This window comes from Chryseobacterium balustinum, assembly GCF_900168205.1.
GTDB classification, from domain to species: domain Bacteria; phylum Bacteroidota; class Bacteroidia; order Flavobacteriales; family Weeksellaceae; genus Chryseobacterium; species Chryseobacterium balustinum.
In genome coordinates, this window is record NZ_FUZE01000001.1 from 506,174 (window position 1) to 526,091 (window position 19,918).

Consider the following 19,918-nt stretch of genomic DNA (forward strand, 5'->3'; position numbering starts at 1 on the left):
ATTTTATCTTTTGATATGGTTTTTCATGGAAATTTTGTTGAATTGTTTTTGTTTTTACTTGTTTATAGAATTTTACTAAAAAAATAATAAGTGAGTATGTGAAAAAATTTGCATATGTTAATATTTATTAACATATTTGCTAATTAAAAATATTAAAATTTTGTTAATATGAATGTTAAATTACGTGTATTAAGTGCTGGAGCTTTGTTCTTTATCGGGCAAGTAGCTTTTGCGCAGGCAACAAAAAATGATTCCGTTCCTTCAAAACCGTCAAAAGAACAGAAGATTGAAGAGGTTGTTGTTTTAGGGTATAGTAAAACAGCGACGAAAGCTAGCTCAACTGCAGCGTCTACAACTATTAGCGCTGAAGCGTTGGAGAATCGTCCCAATACAACATTTTTGAATTCACTTCAAGGAGCGGCACCAGGTTTGTCAGTTAACTCAAGCTCTGGTTCTCCAGGTTCAGGTAAAATTGATATCTTAATTAGAGGTGTTGGTTCATTAAACGCATCTACAGATCCTTTAGATGGTTTGTCTAGTTCTTCTTCGCAATTTAGAAACTTGAACCCTAACGATATTGAAACTTTGAGTATATTGAAAGATGCTCAGGCAACTTCAATTTATGGTAACAGAGGTGCTAATGGGGTTGTTGTTATTACGACTAAATTCGGAAAGTATAATTCTGGCTTGAAAGTCTCTTATGATGCATTAACTTCATTCTCACAATATCCAAAGCCTTCTTATAATTTGGCTAATGCTAAAGAATTGCTTAAAATTCAACAAATATATGGGCAGGGTGGTAATGGTGTTGGTATGAGTGATGATGATATCAATAACTATTCTACAGATACAGATTGGACGAAAGAGTTGATGAGAGTAGGGATGACACAACAACATAACTTAGGTTTAACTTATGGAGGCGAGAATTTGTCTGTGTTTACCTCAGTAGGCTATTTGAAGAACGAGGGGATTATCAAAGGAACAGATTTTGAAAGATTTACTTTCCGTAATAATATCAATGGGCAATCGAAAAATAAAAGATTTACTTACTCAGCACAATTAGCTGCTGCTTATTCTAAAAGAAATCAGTTAGATCAGGAAGCGAATGCTACTGCTTTAGCAGGGAATATAGCACAAGACGTATTGTTAGGAGCTGTGTTGGGCGATCCAACTTTGCCGAAGTATCCATTTCAGAACGGTGCTGAAATGTTTGCTACTATTGGTCAAAACTCTGCTGTATATAGACCATATGTATTGTATGATAACATGAGAGGTGGTGTGCGAAATTTATATGCAGAAACTTCTGTAAATGCTAACTTACGTGGGAGTTATAAAATTACCGATAACTTAACATTTACCAATAGATTAGGAATAGATTTTAAAGAAGAAGATAGAACTTTTGCTAGATCCCCACTAGGATATTTGTCAAATAGTGTGGCAGCTTCTACAGGAGCTAAATATGGGGGTATTGAAACTCTATCAAATTTTAAAGATTTAACGATTAATAACGTTTCTAACCTTACATTTAATAAATCGTTTGGAGATCACGATTTGACTGTTTCAGCTTACTTAGATTATTATAAAGGACATTATTTGTCTAAGTCTCAAACACAAAATGGTCTAGATCCTCTATTATGGTCATTTGGTGCAGGAAAAGGATATATTCCTTTTAGTGCTGCTAGTCCAAGCTTCTATCAGCCGTCAGTTTCGGCAAGTAAAATTAATGCTGGTACATTTGCAGCGTTTGGTACGGTAGATTACGACTATGCTGGTAGATACGGATTTAGTGGTACATTAAGAAGAGATGCGACTTACAGATTTGAAGATAAAAACAAGTGGGATACTTTCTGGTCAGTTTCTGGTAGATGGAACATCGACAAAGAAGAATTTATGGCTGAATCTAAATTTAGAATGTTAAAGCTTAGAGCTTCTTACGGTACGCAAGGGAATCAAAATATTCAGGTTGCGACAAATAATCAAAACCCTTCTTATCTTAGACCTCTGCAATATATTGATAATTATACTGGTACACCTTCTATTGGAGGATACCAAAACTTGTATGGATATTTATTCTCTAAAGGTAACCCAGATTTAAGATGGGAAAAGCAATCAATGGCGAATATTGGTTTAGACCTTAACTATAATGGAATTGTTGAAGGTACTTTTGATGTTTACCAAAAAACGACAGATCGTTTGATTAATAATATTGCTATTTCAGCCGGTTTAGGTAATGGTTTTAACATCATAGGTAATAACGGTAAGTTAGAAAACAAAGGGATAGAGGCTTCTTTAAGAGGTAATATTATCAGAAAGCAAGATATAAAATTATCTGTTTGGGCAAACGGAGCTTACAACAAAAATACAGTAAAAGCTTTACCGAAAGAAGATTTTACTGGTAACAACGTACAAGCGGTTGGAGGACCAGCATATCAATGGTATTTATATCAGTATGCAGGTGTTAATCAAGAAAATGGAGAACTACTGTTTGTAGGTAAAGACGGACAAATTACTGAAACGCCAACTGTGGATGATAGAGTGGCTACAGGAAAATCTATTTTCCCTAAAGTATCTGGAGGTTTTGGTGTAGACTTAGATGTAAAAGGTTTCTTTTTTAACGCAATGTTCTCTTACCAATCTGGAGGTTGGATCAATGATAATATGGAGAGTTGGTTGTTAAACCCAGCCTATGCTACTCTCGGTATTAATGTTTCTAAAGACTTGTTAAATGCTTGGACACCTGATAATACGAATACAGACATTCCTAGCTTAACTGCAAACAATCAAGGCCAAGAGGATGACTCTGATCGTTATCTACACAAGACAGATTTTGTAAGACTGAAAAACGTTGCTATTGGGTATAATCTTAGTAAAGAAATGCTTAGAAATTTACCTGTGAGAAGTGTAAAAGTATTCTTACAAGCAGAAAACTTATATACTTGGTCTAAATGGAAAGGTTTTGACCCAGAACCAATTACTCAACAATCATTGTCAGTATATCCAAACCCGAAGGTATATTCGGTTGGGGTAAATGTTGAGTTCTAATTAATTTAATAATTTTATCATGAAAAAAAATATAAAATATGCTTTTTTTATTGGAGCAGCACTTTTAGGGGGTAATTCTATACTTACAAGTTGCTCTGATAGTTATGAAATTGTACAGCCGGGAGAAACGCATGGAGAAGACATCACTACTGTTGATGGAATGAATAATTTTCTTATTGGTTCTGTTTACGGTTTGCTAGAGCCCACTAGTGCTAATTATTTAACCGCAGTAGTTACAGACGAAGTGCGTCAAGGTATTGGTAGTGGTGGTCAAGAATGGCAATTACACAGGCATTTTATTGATCCTAGTGATGGCTATACTGGGACGATTTGGGTAAACAACTATACAGTAATCAACAGAGTAAACCGTCTTTTAGAGATGGCTGAGCAAATTACTCCTGCTACAGCAGCACAGGCGACAGCTTACAAGAGAATTCTTGGTGAAGCAAGAGCAGTAAGAGCGTATTGCTATCTTCAGTTAGAAACTTATTTCTCAACGGATATGAAAGATGAGAACGCTTTAGGGGTTATGTTGGTTACAACAGCTCCAAGCGATTTGAATTTTTCGGCACCAAGAGTTACCAACAAGGTTATCTACGATTTTATCAATGCAGATTTAGATTTTGCTAGAGCTAATGTTGTAACTACTGGAAGTAATGTTAATAGGTTTTATATAAACACAAGCACAGTAAATGCTATTGCAGCAAGATTTAACTTGTATCGTGGTAATTATCCTTTGGCTAAACAATATGCTCAGTCTGTATTAACAAGTTCTGGTATTAGTTTAACAACTGCTAATCCAATGACGAATGGTACGTCGGGACCTAACATAGGTTCAAGTGCTTGGAATGCTGCTTGGTACAGTGCTTCTGCTGCATTTACCCCATATAGAAGAATGTGGGCTGATTTAGAAGGTGGCGAGGTTATATTTGGTCTTAACCGTCTTGCTCCAGGTTCAGGTAATGCAATTGGAACCGTCTATAACACTAATACTTCAACTATTTCTGGAGGTGTAATGTGGTTTTGGGGTGTTAATACGTTTAACGAGTTCTATGGAAATACAAACGATGTAAGAAAATATGCATATTTAGATCCATCGTCACTACCATATTTGTCAGCTCATTATTATGTAATCGACAAGTATCCTGGTAAGGTTGGTAGTGCAACAAGAAACGATGTAAAAGTCTTTAGATTATCTGAGATGTATTTTATTCTTGCTGAAGCTGCAGTTGAAGCAGGAGATTTTGCAGGAGCTGCAAACTACATCCAGCAGGTAAGAGTAGCTAGAGCGTATACAGGTACACCTACTACACCTGCGTATACTAGCAAACAAGTAGCATATAAAGATATTCTTAAAGAAAGAAGAATAGAATTGGCTTTGGAAGGTCACCGTTATATCGACTTAAAAAGACTAGCAGCTACTGCTGGTGTTACTATGGATAGAAATGCAGCAGATGATATCGAAGGTTTCGTCTCTCAAAACTTACCAAATGGAAGTTACAAATACACATTACCTATTCCTCTCGCAGAAATAACTGCGAATCAAGGAATATCAGGACAACAAAATCCTGGATATAAATAAATTTGGTTCTACCAAAACCCCGTCAATCGACGGGTTTTTTTTTGCCTTTTATTTCTTACTTTTGCTGTACAAAAAATATTCATGAAATACCTTTTTCTAATCATATTTTTCATCGCTTCCTTTATTAAGGCTCAGGTTATTGTCAATAAAACAGACTCTAACATGCTTGAGAAAAAGCTAAAAGACACCTTAGTAATAGATTCCGGGAAAAAAGATTCTCTTAAAATTTTTAAACCGACGATTAATGATTATCAGTATCAGACTCAGTTTTCTGAAAAGAAAATCTTTGATACAGCGATGACCTTCAACAAATCGTATATTTTTTCTCAGTATAACAACAGAGATAATTTTGGAAGAGTGCAGTTTGCAAACATCGGATCGGGATTCAACCCTTTATCTTATGAAGTGAATGCCGAACAAAATCTTTCTCTATTACCGACAAACAAATCGTACGGTATTTTAGGAATTAACGACATCAAATATTATGATGTAAAAACTCCGACTGCAACTTTTATTTATCATACAGCAATGAAGAATGGCGCTGCTTTGCAGTCAACTTATACCCAAAATATAGGGAAAAGATTCAATTTTGCTTTAGATTATATGGGACTTCGTTCTCAAGGGTTTTACAGAAACTCTTTGTCAGCAAATAATAATACTTTATTCTCGGGACATTATACATCCAAAACCGGAGATTATGAATTGTTTGCCCATTACCTTCATCAGAATATAAACAATCAGGAGAATGGTGGGATTGTTAATGATGATCTTTTCCAATCGGGAGATAGTGAGTTTAAAAACCGTGACAGAGCTCTGGTGAATTTAGCATCATCCAGCTCACAATATTCCTACCGAAGATATTATTTGAGTCACCAGTTTACTCCTTTTAATGCTGAAAAATTTCCTTTTAGAATTCGACATACTATTTTTAATCAAGGGAATAAATATTATTATAACCAAGGTAGTTTAGAGCCATATTGGTATACTTCTGAAGCAGAAATTGTTAATGGTTTTCCTCTTGCAACTAAAAAGTATTCAAATAATTTTAGCAATACTTTCAGTTTGGTTTTTGATAACGAACGTTTCAAATTAGATGCCGGTTTAAGATATCAGATGCTGAAATTCGGAGTAGATCAAATTACATTACCAACTCTTGAAATTCCTTCTGAAATGAAAGAAAACAGATTGGGGGCGGTCGGAAATTTACAGATCAAACTTTTTGATAAATTCCAAGTCAATTCATTCTTGGAAATTTCAAAAGGAAACCAGTTCGGAGATTATTTAAAGACGACAAACAATATCAAATTTGAGCCGATTAAAGATTACTTTGTGAATGCAAAAGTAAATTTCCAAAGCTCATATCCGTCATTTAATTATCTTGCGAACGCTTCGGCGTACAACAATTTTAATTATTTCCTTAGTGATGCAAAAAATCAATCGGTAACGGAAATTGGGGGTAATGTTAATTTAAAATGGTTCCAAACTCAACTTTTTGCCAACTATTTTAGAATAGATAATTATACGTATTTTGATGCTGCAGCAATGCCAAGACAAAGCGCAAACTCTTTAAATATTTCTCAAATTGGAGGTGATGCTACATTCAGCTATGGAAAGTTTCACTTAAATACAAGATTACAGTTTCAAAATGCTTTAACCAATAAAGAGTTGTTGCCAATGCCATCTTTTATAGGGAGAGCCAACTTTTTCTTTCAGTCTAAGGCATTCAAAAATGCGGCAGAAATTCAGGCTGGATTGAAAGTGTATTACTTCTCAAAATTTGCTACACGAGAATATTTCCCGATTCTTAACGAATATATTTTACCAAGCGCAGATTCTTTCTCAATCGGAGGACAGCCAATCGCAGACTTGTATGTTAATATGAAAGTGAAAAGAATGTTTTTCTTTATCGAAGGTCAGCAAATAGGAACGGTCGTTTCACCAAACAAATCATATGCATTCCCACATTATCCGGTCTATGATTTTAGACTAAATATTGGAATTTTATGGTATCTGTTCAACTAAAATTAAATCAGGTTGAAAACAATAAATAAAATAGCATTCAGCGAAATCGAAAGTATTCCAAAATTGGTAAAAGATTTCCTGAATCATGATATAGAGGGATTTGAAGCACATACTTTTTCGCTTGAAAATTTTGCTCAACAAATTCATTTAAAACAAAACTCTTTCGGATTAGAAAAAAGAGAAATTCTATCTGAAACGATAAAATCACAACTTTCAGATTTTAAGTTGTCTTCTAAACAGACAGAAAACTTAGAAAATCTTAAACATAAAAATACATTCACGATTACAACCGGGCATCAGCTTAATCTGTTTTCCGGGCCTGTTTTTTTTATATACAAAATTCTTCAGACGATAAAAACCTGTACGTATTTACAGCAAAATTTCCCTGATTTTAATTTTGTTCCGGTGTATTGGATGGCTTCTGAAGATCATGATTTTGCGGAAATTAATCATTTTAAAACCGAGAATAATTATTACGAAATCAACGAAAAGTCTGGTGGTGCAGTTGGAAAAATTCATGTAAATGATACTTTTTTCATTTCCGAATTTGAGAAAGAATTTAAAGATTCTGTTTTCGGAACTGAGTTGATTTTAATGCTGAAGGAAGCTTACAAAGGTGGTAATACTTTAACGAAAGCAATTCAGACTTTGGTCAACAGATTGTTTTCAGACTTTGGTTTGTTGATTGTTGATGGAGATTCAAAAGCACTGAAAAATCAAATCAAAGATGTTTTTAAAGATGAGCTGGAGAATTTTAGCTTACATAAAAGCTCAAAAGATAAAGTTGATTTTCTGACAGCTAAATACGGTAAAGTTCAGGTAAATCCGCGTGAAATTAATTTATTTTATCTTTCTGAAACTCGCGACAGAATAGATTTTGACGGCAAAAATTATATTGTTGTAGATAAAAATATTCAGTTCACAAAAGAGGAAATTTTAAACGAACTTGAAAACTATCCCGAAAAGTTTAGTCCAAACGCTTTGATGCGACCTGTTTATCAGGAAACGGTTTTACCAAATCTTGCTTATATCGGCGGGAATGCAGAAATTATGTATTGGTTGGAACTGAAAGATTATTTTACTGAACTCAATTTGCCTTTCCCTATTTTAATTCCAAGAAACTCAATGTTGTTTTTAAAAGAAAAGACATTAGGTAAAATTGGAAAACTCAATTTGAAAATAGATGATTTTTTCCAAAATTTCACAAAAATTACCAATGACAAGATTTTAGATAATAATGAAATTCTTAATTTGCTTAATGAAAAAGAAAATCTTCTGACGAAACAGTTTTCAGAATTGAAAAATGCAGCAGAATCAACCGAAAAATCTTTTGGTAATTTAGTAGAAGCTGAAGAAACAAGGCAGCTGAAATCATTCGAAAGAATGAAAAAAAGACTTCTTCGTGCTGAAAAGACAAAACAAAATGAGCTGTTGGAGCGTTTAGAAAATCTGTTTTTAGATGTTCATCCGTCGAAAACGTGGCAGGAAAGGATATATAATTTTTCTGTATTCTTTGCGGATTTCGGATATTCATGGATAGAATTCTGTCTGGAAGAAATGGTGGTAGAAGATTCAAAATTAATAATTGTTGCCATTTAATTTTAAAGAAGTATTTTTGTAAATTATAATATCGAAAATGATTAAGAGGTTTTTTGTACTATCTGGTTTATGTATGTTTCTAAGTTTATCTGCTCAGAAAACACACACGGTTATAAAAGGTGATACTCCCTACAATATTTCTAAGAAATACGGAATTACTGTAGATGAGCTGTTGAAGTGGAATCCTAAAGTAAAAGACGGAAAACTGGCTATTGGAGATGTGGTTACCGTAAAAACGGGAACTGCAAATGCGGTTGCTACAAAAGCTCCTGCTGGAAGCACTTCTTCGCAGACAGGAAAAATCATTCTTCAGCCTAAACAAACTGTTTACGGAATTACAAAACAGTATAGAATTTCTGAAACTGATTTGAGAAAGCTCAATCCAGAGCTAGATTCTCACATGAAAATCGGGGACGAAATCACTTTGCCTCTTGATAGCATCAAAAAATATGGTGGAAATCAGGCAGTAGCTACTACAGTGACAAAACCTGTGGAGACTGTTACTGAAACTGCTCCGGTAAATAATAACAAAACTAAAATAGATTCCGGGAACGAAAGGTCTTCGGCTGAAAATTCTCATTCTAATCAGGATGAATATGCTACGTATACCGTTGAACAAGGCGATACCGTTTTTTCAATTGTCAATAAATTCGGAGTTACAATCGACGAATTAATTGTATTAAATCCTGAATTATCAAAAGGATTAAAAGCCGGAATGATTTTAAAAATCAGAAAGCTGGATGCTGCTTACATCAAAAAGAATGGCGATGCATTAAGTGTTGTTTTGATGCTTCCTTTCGGATACAGTACCAATGAAACTCAGTATCGTGCGATGGCAACCGATTTTCTTACCGGTGCAAAATTAGCAATCGAAAGAAATGCTTCTGCCGGACAGAAATTAGATATTAAAATTGTTGATTCTGGTAATGAAGCTTCATTTAAAAGCTCTTTATCACAAATTAATCCAAATAATACCGATTTAATTATTGGACCTTTCTTCAAATCAAATGTTATTGATCTTTTAGATTTTACTAAAACTCAAAAAATACCTGTTGTAGCTCCATTTGCCAACTCACCAGAATTATATAATTATAGCAATCTGATTATTGTTGAAACCAACAATCAAACTTATGCCGATAAAATTGCTGAAGAAGTAAAATCGGTATACTCTAATCAGAAAATTTATGTTGTTGCAGACACCAAAAAAGAGAATGCCAATTATCTGAAGTCTAGCCTCGAGAAAAATGTTAAAAATGCTCAGGTTACTGTTGTAAATACAGCTTCGGAAATACAATTGGATCAAAATATGATGACAGGGCAATCTGCTCCCGTTATTGCAATTTTGGCAAGTGATAATGATACGGTAGGCGAGGCTTTTTCAAATAAAGTCATTGCTTTATCAAAAGAAGTGCAAGGTATTAAAGCATTCAGTATGTATGCTGTGCCGAGTTTCGATAAAAAAGTTGATGAATTGAGTCAGGCAAGTTTGGTTTATTTAATGGACAGAAAAATCAATACTGACGGAAGTTTTGAAAAAGAAATCTTAGCCGCGTACAAATCAAAATACTGCAAAACTCCAGGTAAATATGCCGTGATTGGTTTTGATGTAGTCAACGATATGCTGACAAGAGAAAACAAAAAAGGAGAAATCTTTAAACAAATCAATAAAGTACAGACTCAGTTGGCTACTAAATTTGAATTTGTAAAGTCTAAATCAAACGGAGCTTATGTAAATACAGGCTTTCGTGTGATCAGACTGGTTCCTTAAAATTCTTTAAGGACTCTATTTTTAAATTATAATTGATATTTAACTTTAAATAAATAAATGAAAGCACTTATATTTCCTGGTCAGGGATCACAGTTTGTTGGTATGGGACAAGAATTATACGACTCCCGTAAAGACATTAAAGACCTGATGGAATCTGCTAACGAAATTTTAGGTTTTGATATTCTTTCCCTTATGTTTAGGGGGACAGATGAGGATCTTAAGAAAACTGAGGTTACACAGCCTTCAATATTCATACATTCTGTTGCGGCATTAAAAGCGGTAAATGGTCTTGGTGCTGAAATGGTTGCAGGTCACTCTTTGGGAGAATTTTCTGCGTTGGTTGCCAACGGAGTTTTATCTTTTGATGACGGTTTAAAACTTGTTTCTGAAAGAGCTAAAGCAATGCAGGCTGCTTGTGATGCAAACCCAAGTTCTATGGCTGCAATTTTAGGATTGGATGATGCTAAAGTAGAAGAAATTTGTGCATCAATCAGCGGAGTAGTAGTTCCTGCAAATTACAACTGTCCTGGGCAATTGGTAATTTCAGGTGAAACGGTTGCGGTAGAAGAAGCTTGTATTAAATTAAAAGAAGCGGGTGCCAAAAGAGCACTATTACTACCGGTAAACGGAGCTTTCCATTCACCATTAATGCAACCTGCACAAGAAAGATTGGCTGCTGCTATTGAAAATACTAAATTCAGAAAAGCAACAATCCCTGTGTATCAAAATATTACGACTACGGCTGTTACAGACCCAGATCAGATTAAAGCTAATCTTATCGCTCAATTAACGGGGCCTGTAAAATGGACGCAGTCTGTTCAGAATATGATTAAAGACGGTGCTACAAATTTTGTAGAAGTTGGTCCCGGAAAAACACTTCAGGGATTAATCAAGAAAATTGATAGCGCAGTAGCATCTGCTTCTGCTATCTAAATAAATAAAATGGGCGAAATATATTCACCAGGAAAGCTTATGCTTACTTCAGAATATTTCGCTGTAGACGGAGCTCTTGTCCTAGCGGTACCCACAAAGCTAGGACAGGAGTTTTTTTTTGAAGAAAAGCAAGACGGGAAATCTATTATTTTCTGGGAAGCTTATCATCAAAACAAATTATGGCTAAAAGCTGTCATTGATTATAAAACATGGCAGATTCTTGAAACCAATATCAATCAAAGTGCAGAGTTTATTCTTAAAACTCTCAAAAACGTTCAGAGTCTTTCTGAAACTAAATTTAAAAGCACCGATACCTATCATTTAAAAACAAATCTTCAATTTCCATCAGATTATGGTCTGGGAAGCAGTTCTACGTTAATGAACAATCTTGCTGAATGGTCAGAGATTGATCCTTTCCATTTAAATTCTATAAGTTTGGGTGGAAGCGGATACGATATTGCAGTTGCTAATGCAAAATCTGCGGTGTTGTTTCAGAATAGACCTGAAATACATTTTGAAAAGATAAATTTCAATCCAAAATTTAAAAATGAGCTGATTTTTATTCACCTCAATCAAAAGCAAGATAGCCGCGAAGCAATTCAGCTTTACAGATCAAAAATAAAGTCTCAAATTGTGGTAGATGAATTTTCAAATCTCACAAGAAATATTTTGTTATGTGATGAATTGGAAAATTTTTCAGAACTAATGATGATACATGAGCAAAAAATTTCTGATTTTATTGAAATTCCGACAGTTAAGTCTAGGTTTTTCTCAGATTGCCCGAGTTTTGTCAAAAGTCTAGGCGCTTGGGGAGGAGATTTTGTAATGAGCTCAAAATTTGTAGGCTTTAAGGACTATTTTTGGGGAAAAGGTTTTACTACTGTTTTTGAGTGGGATGATTTAATCGATTGTTAATCAGTTTTTTATATCTGTCATTTTTTATTTGTCATTTTCGCTTATATGTTTATATTTATCCACGTTTAACAATTTGTTAATATTCATAATGTTAAACAGGCAAAAAGAAAAAGAAAATATAAGTAAAATGAAAAACGCTAAAATCATCCAAGATTTACAAAAATTAGGAATTAAAGGAGATTACGAATTAATTTATAATCCTTCATATGAAGAGTTATATCAAGCGGAAGTTTCACCTGAAAATCAGGGTTTTGAGAAAGCTGAGCTTACAGAATCTGGTGCAGTTTCTGTAAAAACCGGAATTTTCACTGGTCGTTCGCCTAAAGACAGGTATATTGTTCAGGATGATGTTACAAAAGATACTATTTTCTGGGATGGTAAAGTAAATTTGCCTACAACACCTGAAATTTTCGAATCATGTAAAGATTTGGTATTGACTCAACTTTCTGATGCGAAAAAGATTTATGTAGTTGATACTTTTTGTGGAACGAATACCGACACAAGACTAAAAGTAAGATTTATTGTTGAAGTGGCTTGGCAGGCACATTTCGTTACGAATATGTTCATCCGTCCTTCTCATTTTGAGTTGGAAACTTTCGGAGAGCCAGATTTTACAGTAATCAACGGATCAAAAACTACAAACCCTAACTGGGAAGCACAAGAATTAAATTCTGAAAACTTTGTAATGTTTAACCTTACTGAAAAACTTCAGATTATTGGGGGTACTTGGTATGGTGGTGAAATGAAAAAAGGAATGTTTGCAATGATGAATTATTACCTTCCACTAAAAGGAATGGCATCAATGCACTGTTCTGCAAACGTAGGAGAAGAAGGAGATGTAGCGTTATTCTTCGGACTTTCGGGAACAGGAAAAACTACTTTGTCTGCAGATCCTAAAAGATATTTAATTGGCGATGACGAACACGGTTGGGATAACAACGGAGTTTTCAATTACGAAGGCGGTTGTTATGCTAAAGTAATCGATTTGTCAGCAGAAAAAGAACCGGATATTTTCAGAGCGATAAAAAGAGATGCACTTCTTGAAAACGTTGTAGTACACGACGGTGTTGCTGATTATACAGACGGATCTATCACTGAGAATACAAGAGTTTCTTACCCGATCTATCATATCAACAAAATCGTTTTACCGTCTAAAGCAGGTCACGCAAGTAAGATCGTTTATCTTTCTGCTGATGCTTTTGGAGTATTGCCTCCGGTTTCTATTTTAGATGAAAACCAAGCTCAATATCACTTCCTTTGTGGGTATACTTCAAAATTGGCTGGAACTGAAAGAGGAATAACTGAGCCTGAACCATCTTTCTCACCTGCATTTGGAGAAGCGTTCTTAACATTACACCCAACAATGTATTCTAAAACATTGATTGGTAAAATGAAAGAGCACGGTGCAAAAGCTTATTTGGTAAACACTGGATGGAACGGTACGGGAAAAAGAATTTCATTAAAAGATACAAGAGCGATTATTGATGCTATCATCGATGGATCAATCGAAAAAGCTGAAAAAATAACTATCCCTGTTATGAATTTAGAAATTCCAACTTCATTGCCAAATGTTTCTGAAGGAATTTTAGATCCTAGAGATACTTACAGCGATGCTGCAGAATGGGAAGAAAAAGCAAAAGATCTTGCTGCAAAATATATCAAAAACTTCGAGCAGTATTGCAATACTGACGAAGGTAAAAAGCTGATTGCTTCTGGGCCTCAATTGCAGGAACAGACCATTTAGAAATAGTGAAGAAAGGCTCATCAATTTGATGAGCCTTTTTTATTTTTCGTTAAACCAAGTTTTTCCTTTGTTTAACTTTTCGATGAAGTCCGTAAAGGATTTTCCAATTTCAATGTTGTATTCTGGATCTAAATCGATGTAAGTTGATAATATTATCTTGTAATTGCTATTTTCAATAAAGTGAATTCCGATAAATTCTCCATTTCCATTATCACCAATTGCAATTGTATTCGGCAAATTCTCCAAAATTTGATAATCAGTATTCCAATCTATCAAGTTTTCTAAACTCCACAATCTTACAAATTCTTTACCTATAAAGTCTTCATTTTCATCATACTCAATGGAGTAATCTTTGTAGTCTTGTGGTAAATCAAAACCTATTTTATCTTCAATCGTTTTAAAATTAAAATCAAGCATTTCAGCTCGTTTAATCCATTTATATTTCGACAAAATTGTATTAATGAGACTCATTCATTATAAGCTTAAGGTTTCAAACTCAAAACCGCCAATCGATATCCTTCCATCCCAAAGCCTGACAAAACTGCATTCGTATTTGCAGCTGTCACAGATTTCTGACGGAATTCTTCTCTTTTATAAATATTGCTGATGTGAACTTCTACTTTCGGTTTCTGGATATTCTTTAAACAGTCCGCGATTGCATAAGAGTAATGCGTGAAAGCTCCGGGATTAATAACAACTGCATCAAAATCATCTACCTGAAGTCTGTTAATCAGCTCTCCTTCAATATTCGACTGATAATAATTCAATTCGTGAGAAGTAAATTCAGACTTTAGTTTTTCTAAATAATCTTCCATAGAAACACTCCCGTAAATTTCAGGTTCTCTCGTGCCTAACAGATTCAGATTAGGACCATTTATAATTAAAACTTTCATAGTATAAATTTAGAAAGTTTTTTTAATAAGTCGAAAGCTTTTCTATTTTAAATCATTTTTTAGAATTACATTATTTTTAATGATATTTGTCATATTTAAGAATTTGATAATTTGTATAACTTCCTATTTTGGTGTTTTTTAAGAATTAATTAACTTAATTTTTATTAAAAAATAATTGCAAATCACAAAGTCTACTTGTTTTGTAGACTAATTGTTTTTAGATTTGCAAACATATTTCGATCGGCTTATAAAGAAAGATGGAGGGAACTGACCCTGTGAAGTCTTAACAACCTGCTTTGTGCAAGGTGTTACATTCAGCCTTTAAAGGAAAAATAAGCAATTGGTTCATCGTATTTATCGATGCCCTTTGTTGTCTTTTCTATAAAGGGTTAATTTTTAAAATTTGATAAATGAAATGAATTATGGTTAACAAAAATTTAATTAATTCTAAAGCTTGGATTCCACCTGTTGCAGTATTTTTCTTAGGAATAATCAACATCAATGGTCAGGAAGCAAAAAAAGATACACTTCGCGAACAGGATATAGATGAAGTAGTAGTTGTCGCTTACGGAAAAGCAAAAAAAACAAGTTACACAGGTTCTGTGGCAACAATTTCTAGTGAAAAAATAAACAACAGACCCGTTACCAATATTACCAAAGCTTTGGAAGGACAGGTTCCAGGTCTTCAGGCGGTAAGTGCTTCTGGGCAACCTGGTGCAACGGCATCTATCCGTATTCGTGGAATTGGCTCGGTGAGTGCTTCAAGTAATCCTTTGTTTGTCGTAGACGGAATTCCTTTTGATGGAAGTATCAACTCAATAAGTCCCAATGATATTGAATCGATCAGTGTTTTGAAAGATGCTACGGCAAGTTCGCTTTATGGTTCAAGAGCAGCCAACGGAGTAATAATTATTACAACAAAATCCGGAAAAAAGGGGGAAGCTAAAGTAAATTTCAATATCAGTCAGGGTTTTTCTACAAGAGCGGTTAAAGATTACGAGCAGGTAAATACAGATCAGTATTTTCAATTGTATTGGGAAGCTTTGAGAAATGGCTACAAATCAAGTCAGGTTAATTCTCAACAGGCGGCACAAATGGCGAGTGATGCTTTGGTTTCCGGAAGCAATGGTTTAGGAATAAATCCATACGGATCAAATTATGCAAAACCTGTAGGAACTGACGGTAAGCTTTTACCTGGAGCTACTGCTTTATGGAACGATGATTGGAGAGATATTCTTCAGAGAGTGGCGGCAAGAAGTCAGGTAGATTTAGATTTCAGTGGAGGGAGCGAAAAAAGCAATTATTATTTTTCATTAGGATATCTTGACGATAAAGGAATTGCCATTGGATCAGGCTTTACAAAATACAGTACAAGACTTAAAATCAATTCTGAAGTCAAAAAATGGTTAAATGTTGGGGCTAATTTAAGTTATACCAACAGTCTTCAGGAAGCACCGCCTTCTTCAGATTCCAGAACGGATAATATCATTAATGCGGCAAGAGTAATTCCTTCTTTTTATCCTTATTATGAAAGAAATGCAGACGGAAGTCACAGGTTAGATGCGAACGGAAATTATATTTACGACTTTGGAAAATACCGTCCTACAAGTGCTTTACAAAATCAAAATGCTGCAGCAACGTTGCCTTTAGATAAAAATGAAAACCGTGAAGATAACTTTTCCGGAAAAGGATTTTTAGATTTTACTTTCTTACCGGAATTAAAGTTTAAATCAAGTTTCTCCGTTGATTTGGTTAATTATAATGGTCATTTTTATTCAAATCCTTTGATCGGGCAGGGAAGCGAAATCGGTGGTTCGGTAACAAAAACAAACTCCAGAACGCTTTCTTATACGACCAGTAATATTTTGACTTTTGATAAAAAAATCAATCAGCATCACTTTAATATTTTAGCAGGACAGGAGTTTTATCATTACGAATTTCAAACCATCTCAGGAAGCAGAAGCCAATTTTCACTACCATATTATTACGAACCAGATGCGGCAGCTTTGTTAGGTGGATTTAGTGGAAACAGTGATAAATTGGGACTTTTAAGTTATTTAGGAAAAGTGGAATATGATTTTCAAAATAAATATTTCGTTTCCGGATCGGTAAGAGCAGATGGTTCTTCGAGATTTTCACCTGAAAACAGATGGGGAACTTTCTGGTCAGTTGGTGGATCATGGAAGGCTTCAAGCGAAAATTTCATTAGAGATTTAAATATTTTCGATCAGTTGACGCTTCGTGCAAGTTATGGTGGCCAGGGAAATGATAAATTGAGCACATATTATGCATATCAAAGTTTATATACATTTTATAACAATCTTGGTGAAGGGGGTACGGTTGCAAGCAGACTTCCGACCCCGGATCTGAAATGGGAAACGAATCTTAACCTGAATGTAGGATTAGAATTTGCCATTTTGAAAAACAGAATTAAAGGAAATGTAGAATATTTCCAACGTCAGAGTAAAGATCTTTTGTTTGATATGCCTTTGGCTCCTTCCGTTGGTTTTAGCGGTTATCAGGCGAATATCGGTGAATTAAAAAACACAGGTTTTGAATTTTCTCTATTTACAACGCCTGTTAAAACTGATGATTTTCAATGGGATGTTGATGTGAATCTAAGTACTTTAAACAATAAAATCACCAAACTTCCGAAAGGTTCTATCGTGAGCGGAACAAAACTATTACAGGTTGGAGGTTCTATCTATGATTTCTTCATTCCTGAATGGATGGGAGTTGATCCGACTAACGGAAATCCACTTTGGAAAACAATTACAACTGATGCAAACGGAAATACAGTAGAAGGAACGACTTCAGAGTATGCAAAAGCGACAAAAACTTTGCAGGGTTCTTCTTTGCCTAAAGTAATGGGTGGTCTTACAACCAGCATCAGATATAAAGATTTTGATTTTTCAGGATTATTGACTTTCAGTTTAGGTGGTAAAATTCTGGATAACGATTATACAATGTTGATGCATAACGGAAGTGCAGCAGGAAGAGCATGGAGCTCTGAAATGTTAAACCGATGGACTCCTGAAAATACCAATACAGATGTTCCCGCTTTAAGCACAACAACCAATAACTGGACTTCAGCTTCGTCAAGATTTTTGTATTCCGGAACGTATGCAAGAATTAAAAATGTAAGCTTAGGATATACACTTCCTTCAGATTATTTTGAAAAAATCGGATTGAAAAAACTGAGAGTTTACGTTCAGGCAGAAAATCTTTTCACATTCTATAAACATAAAGGAATGGATCCTGAGCAAACTTTAGACGGAACAACGTACTACAGATATCCTGCAATGAGAACGGTAACTTTTGGTGTGCAGGCTACTCTTTAAAATATTTAAAATCTTACATATGAAAAAATTAAAATATATATCTTTTGCTTTAATTGCTGCAGTTTCTCTGATAAGTTGTGAAAATGACCTTGAAACTGCTCCGACAAATCAGGCAGATGAAGCCGAAATTTTTAAGACTGCCGAAAGTGCCGAAACAGTGATCAACGGAACCTGGGCAAAATTTAATGATGACGGAACAACGTATGCCAATATCGGATATTCGACGGTTTTAAGAACCAGCGATGCAATGGGAAGTGATGTTGCTGTTTTGACCAACAAATATGGTTTTCCATCGGCTTATGCATTCACTGATTTGGTGAATAATACGGGAGGTAGATCACTTTATATCTGGACATCTTTGTATTCTGTTATCAATAATATGAATAATGTGATTGCTAGAATTGATGCAGCAGAAGGAACGCAGGAAAAGAAAAATCAGGTGAAAGGCCAGGCAAAGGCTTTACGCGCTTTCTGTTATTGGAATCTTGCCAGTTTCTATCAGTTCAGTTATTTGAAAGATAAAAACGCACCAACGGCTCCTATTTATACAGAACCTGCAACCACCAATTCTGTAGGGAAGAAAAAAGCGACTCTTGAAGAAATTTATACTTTAATTAAAAGTGATTTGACAGACGCTGATCAACTGCTTCAAAATTATACAAGAAATAATAAAGATAAAATCGACCGTTCTGTAGTCAACGGACTTTTAGCAAGAGTTTATTTAAACACTGGCGAATGGACAAACGCAATCGCTTCTGCCAAAATTGCAAGAACGGGATTTCCTTTAATGAATACCGAAAAATATAAAGAAGGCTTCAATGACATTACCAACGGAGAATGGATTTGGGGACATGCTCAAACTCAGGAACAGTCTGGTGAAAGCTATGCATTCCACTTTTTAGATGTTTCATCTTCGGGAAGTTATTATTACAGTTTTATGGCGGATCCTTATTTTAAAGATTTGTTTGATACGAATGATATCCGTTCTTCATTATTTTCATGGGACGGATTACCAGGAAGAGAAGGGCTTTTGAGATATGCTAAATTTAAGTTTAAAGCTAATTTAATTGCCGATATCGTTTTCATGAGAGCTGCAGAAATGTATTTAATTGAGGCGGAAGCTGAAGCAAGAAGCGGAAATGTTGCCAATGCTGTTACAGTTTTAAACCAATTAAAAACAGCCAGAAACGCAAATGTTTATAATGGTTCTCTTGCACAGAATGATGTGATTAAAGAGGTTTTAATTGAAAGAAGAAAAGAGCTTTTTGGAGAAGGTTTTTCTCTGTCAGACATCATCAGAACACAAGGTAAAGTAGAAAGAAAAGCTTTTGTAAACACAAACGGGCAACCTATTCAGGTACAGATCACAACTCCGGATGGTACCGTGAAGACCGTTAATGGAAGAGGACATTCTATATTCGCTTTTCCAGATCAGTCGGCTTTTGCACCCAACAGCAGATATTATTTGTTTTCAATTCCGCAGAAGGAAATTGAGAACAATCCAAATTTATAGTTTTGATTTTATTTTTGAGTCTTTGTAGCAATGCAAAGGCTCTTTTTTTATTTAAAATATAAAAAACACATTCTAAAAAAAGCTAACTTTGAAAGGCTTTCACGAAGGGAAGCTCAATATCATGAAGCAAGAAATCGAAAATAAACTCATCGACAAGAATACCAAACCTACAAGCATGAGGATTTTGGTGTACGATTTTTTAAGCTCACAAGAGACCGCTTTATCTTTGTCTGAAATCGAAAATTATTTTGAAAATGCAGATCGCACAACGATTTACCGAACTTTAAAAACATTTGAAGAAAAAGGAATCGTTCACAGCATTCAGGAAAATACAACAACGAAATACAAACTCTGTCACGATGACTGCGACGAAAAAACGCACAAAGACTGGCATCTCCATTTCTATTGTAAAATTTGCAAACAGACGACCTGCAAAGAAGATATTTCTTTTCCGGAAAGTATGAAAACCAATTTCAGAATTGATGAGATAAGACTTTTTGCAAAAGGTATTTGCGAAAACTGTCTTGAAAGTTTGCAATAGTATTGCATTCGTATGAGCACTACAT

13 protein-coding genes and 1 riboswitch are annotated in these 19,918 nt (G+C 34.7%); of the genes, 11 read left to right on the top strand and 2 right to left on the bottom strand.

The annotated features are described in order from the left end of the window. The first annotated feature begins 204 nt into the window (after positions 1-204). The 8 genes from B5X64_RS02445 to pckA all read left to right on the top strand — a co-directional run bounded on the left by B5X64_RS02445 (position 205) and on the right by pckA (position 13,605). Entirely contained in the window at positions 205-3,042 is a 2,838-nt protein-coding gene (locus B5X64_RS02445) for a SusC/RagA family TonB-linked outer membrane protein (protein ID WP_228418699.1), read from the top strand. 160 nt (positions 3,043-3,202) lie between these two features. After that, on the top strand, positions 3,203-4,624 hold the full coding sequence (locus B5X64_RS02450) for a RagB/SusD family nutrient uptake outer membrane protein (RefSeq protein ID WP_228418717.1): 1,422 nt from the start codon (positions 3,203-3,205) through the stop codon (positions 4,622-4,624). Between the two features lie 81 nt (positions 4,625-4,705). Further along, positions 4,706-6,646 (top strand): putative porin, encoded by a 1,941-nt coding sequence (locus tag B5X64_RS02455; RefSeq protein WP_079463738.1) that lies wholly within the window; start codon positions 4,706-4,708, stop codon positions 6,644-6,646. Between the two features lie 12 nt (positions 6,647-6,658). After that, a complete protein-coding gene (gene bshC, locus B5X64_RS02460) occupies positions 6,659-8,245 on the top strand; it encodes a bacillithiol biosynthesis cysteine-adding enzyme BshC (protein ID WP_079463739.1) in 1,587 nt (528 codons plus the stop codon). Between the two features lie 37 nt (positions 8,246-8,282). Further along, the gene (locus B5X64_RS02465; protein WP_079463740.1) at positions 8,283-10,013 is read left to right on the top strand and encodes an amino acid ABC transporter substrate-binding protein; all 1,731 of its coding nucleotides are present in this window, start codon (positions 8,283-8,285) and stop codon (positions 10,011-10,013) included. A 57-nt stretch (positions 10,014-10,070) separates the two neighbouring features. After that, positions 10,071-10,946 (top strand): ACP S-malonyltransferase, encoded by an 876-nt coding sequence (gene fabD / locus B5X64_RS02470; RefSeq protein ID WP_079463741.1) that lies wholly within the window; start codon positions 10,071-10,073, stop codon positions 10,944-10,946. 9 nt (positions 10,947-10,955) lie between these two features. Beyond that, positions 10,956-11,861: a GYDIA family GHMP kinase gene (locus tag B5X64_RS02475; RefSeq protein ID WP_079463742.1), complete on the top strand. Its 906-nt coding sequence runs from the start codon at positions 10,956-10,958 to the stop codon at positions 11,859-11,861. A gap of 127 nt (positions 11,862-11,988) precedes the next feature. Then, positions 11,989-13,605 carry a phosphoenolpyruvate carboxykinase (ATP) gene (gene pckA / locus B5X64_RS02480; protein WP_079463953.1) on the top strand — a complete coding sequence of 539 codons (1,617 nt, stop codon included), beginning with the start codon at positions 11,989-11,991 and terminating at the stop codon, positions 13,603-13,605. A gap of 39 nt (positions 13,606-13,644) precedes the next feature. Here pckA and B5X64_RS02485 read toward each other — a convergent pair whose 3' ends face one another. Together B5X64_RS02485 and B5X64_RS02490 are read right to left on the bottom strand one after the other, a co-directional pair. Then, complete coding sequence (locus B5X64_RS02485; protein WP_164463457.1) at positions 13,645-14,022, bottom strand: SMI1/KNR4 family protein; 378 nt, start codon at positions 14,020-14,022, stop codon at positions 13,645-13,647. Between the two features lie 65 nt (positions 14,023-14,087). Beyond that, on the bottom strand, positions 14,088-14,498 hold the full coding sequence (locus tag B5X64_RS02490) for a type II 3-dehydroquinate dehydratase (protein WP_079463744.1): 411 nt from the start codon (positions 14,496-14,498) through the stop codon (positions 14,088-14,090). A gap of 242 nt (positions 14,499-14,740) precedes the next feature. Beyond that, a riboswitch (SAM riboswitch) is annotated at positions 14,741-14,837 on the top strand. Between the two features lie 83 nt (positions 14,838-14,920). Here B5X64_RS02490 and B5X64_RS02495 point away from each other — a divergent pair. From B5X64_RS02495 to B5X64_RS02505, 3 genes are all read left to right on the top strand, one after another. Further along, complete coding sequence (locus B5X64_RS02495) at positions 14,921-17,839, top strand: SusC/RagA family TonB-linked outer membrane protein (RefSeq protein WP_079463745.1); 2,919 nt, start codon at positions 14,921-14,923, stop codon at positions 17,837-17,839. A gap of 19 nt (positions 17,840-17,858) precedes the next feature. Beyond that, positions 17,859-19,352: a RagB/SusD family nutrient uptake outer membrane protein gene (locus B5X64_RS02500; protein WP_079463746.1), complete on the top strand. Its 1,494-nt coding sequence runs from the start codon at positions 17,859-17,861 to the stop codon at positions 19,350-19,352. A 121-nt stretch (positions 19,353-19,473) separates the two neighbouring features. Then, positions 19,474-19,893: a Fur family transcriptional regulator gene (locus tag B5X64_RS02505; protein WP_079463747.1), complete on the top strand. Its 420-nt coding sequence runs from the start codon at positions 19,474-19,476 to the stop codon at positions 19,891-19,893. Positions 19,894-19,918: the final 25 nt, after the last annotated feature.

Coding starts and splice junctions, on each gene's coding strand:
- B5X64_RS02500 (WP_079463746.1), top strand. CDS start 17,859: ATGAAAAAATTAAAATATATATCTTTTGCTTTAATTGCTGCAGTTTCT.
- B5X64_RS02505 (WP_079463747.1), top strand. CDS start 19,474: ATGAAGCAAGAAATCGAAAATAAACTCATCGACAAGAATACCAAACCT.
- B5X64_RS02455 (WP_079463738.1), top strand. CDS start 4,706: ATGAAATACCTTTTTCTAATCATATTTTTCATCGCTTCCTTTATTAAG.
- B5X64_RS02490 (WP_079463744.1), bottom strand. CDS start 14,498: ATGAAAGTTTTAATTATAAATGGTCCTAATCTGAATCTGTTAGGCACG.
- pckA (WP_079463953.1), top strand. CDS start 11,989: ATGAAAAACGCTAAAATCATCCAAGATTTACAAAAATTAGGAATTAAA.
- B5X64_RS02485 (WP_164463457.1), bottom strand. CDS start 14,022: ATGCTTGATTTTAATTTTAAAACGATTGAAGATAAAATAGGTTTTGAT.
- B5X64_RS02450 (WP_228418717.1), top strand. CDS start 3,203: ATGAATAATTTTCTTATTGGTTCTGTTTACGGTTTGCTAGAGCCCACT.
- B5X64_RS02495 (WP_079463745.1), top strand. CDS start 14,921: ATGGTTAACAAAAATTTAATTAATTCTAAAGCTTGGATTCCACCTGTT.
- B5X64_RS02465 (WP_079463740.1), top strand. CDS start 8,283: ATGATTAAGAGGTTTTTTGTACTATCTGGTTTATGTATGTTTCTAAGT.
- fabD (WP_079463741.1), top strand. CDS start 10,071: ATGAAAGCACTTATATTTCCTGGTCAGGGATCACAGTTTGTTGGTATG.
- B5X64_RS02475 (WP_079463742.1), top strand. CDS start 10,956: ATGGGCGAAATATATTCACCAGGAAAGCTTATGCTTACTTCAGAATAT.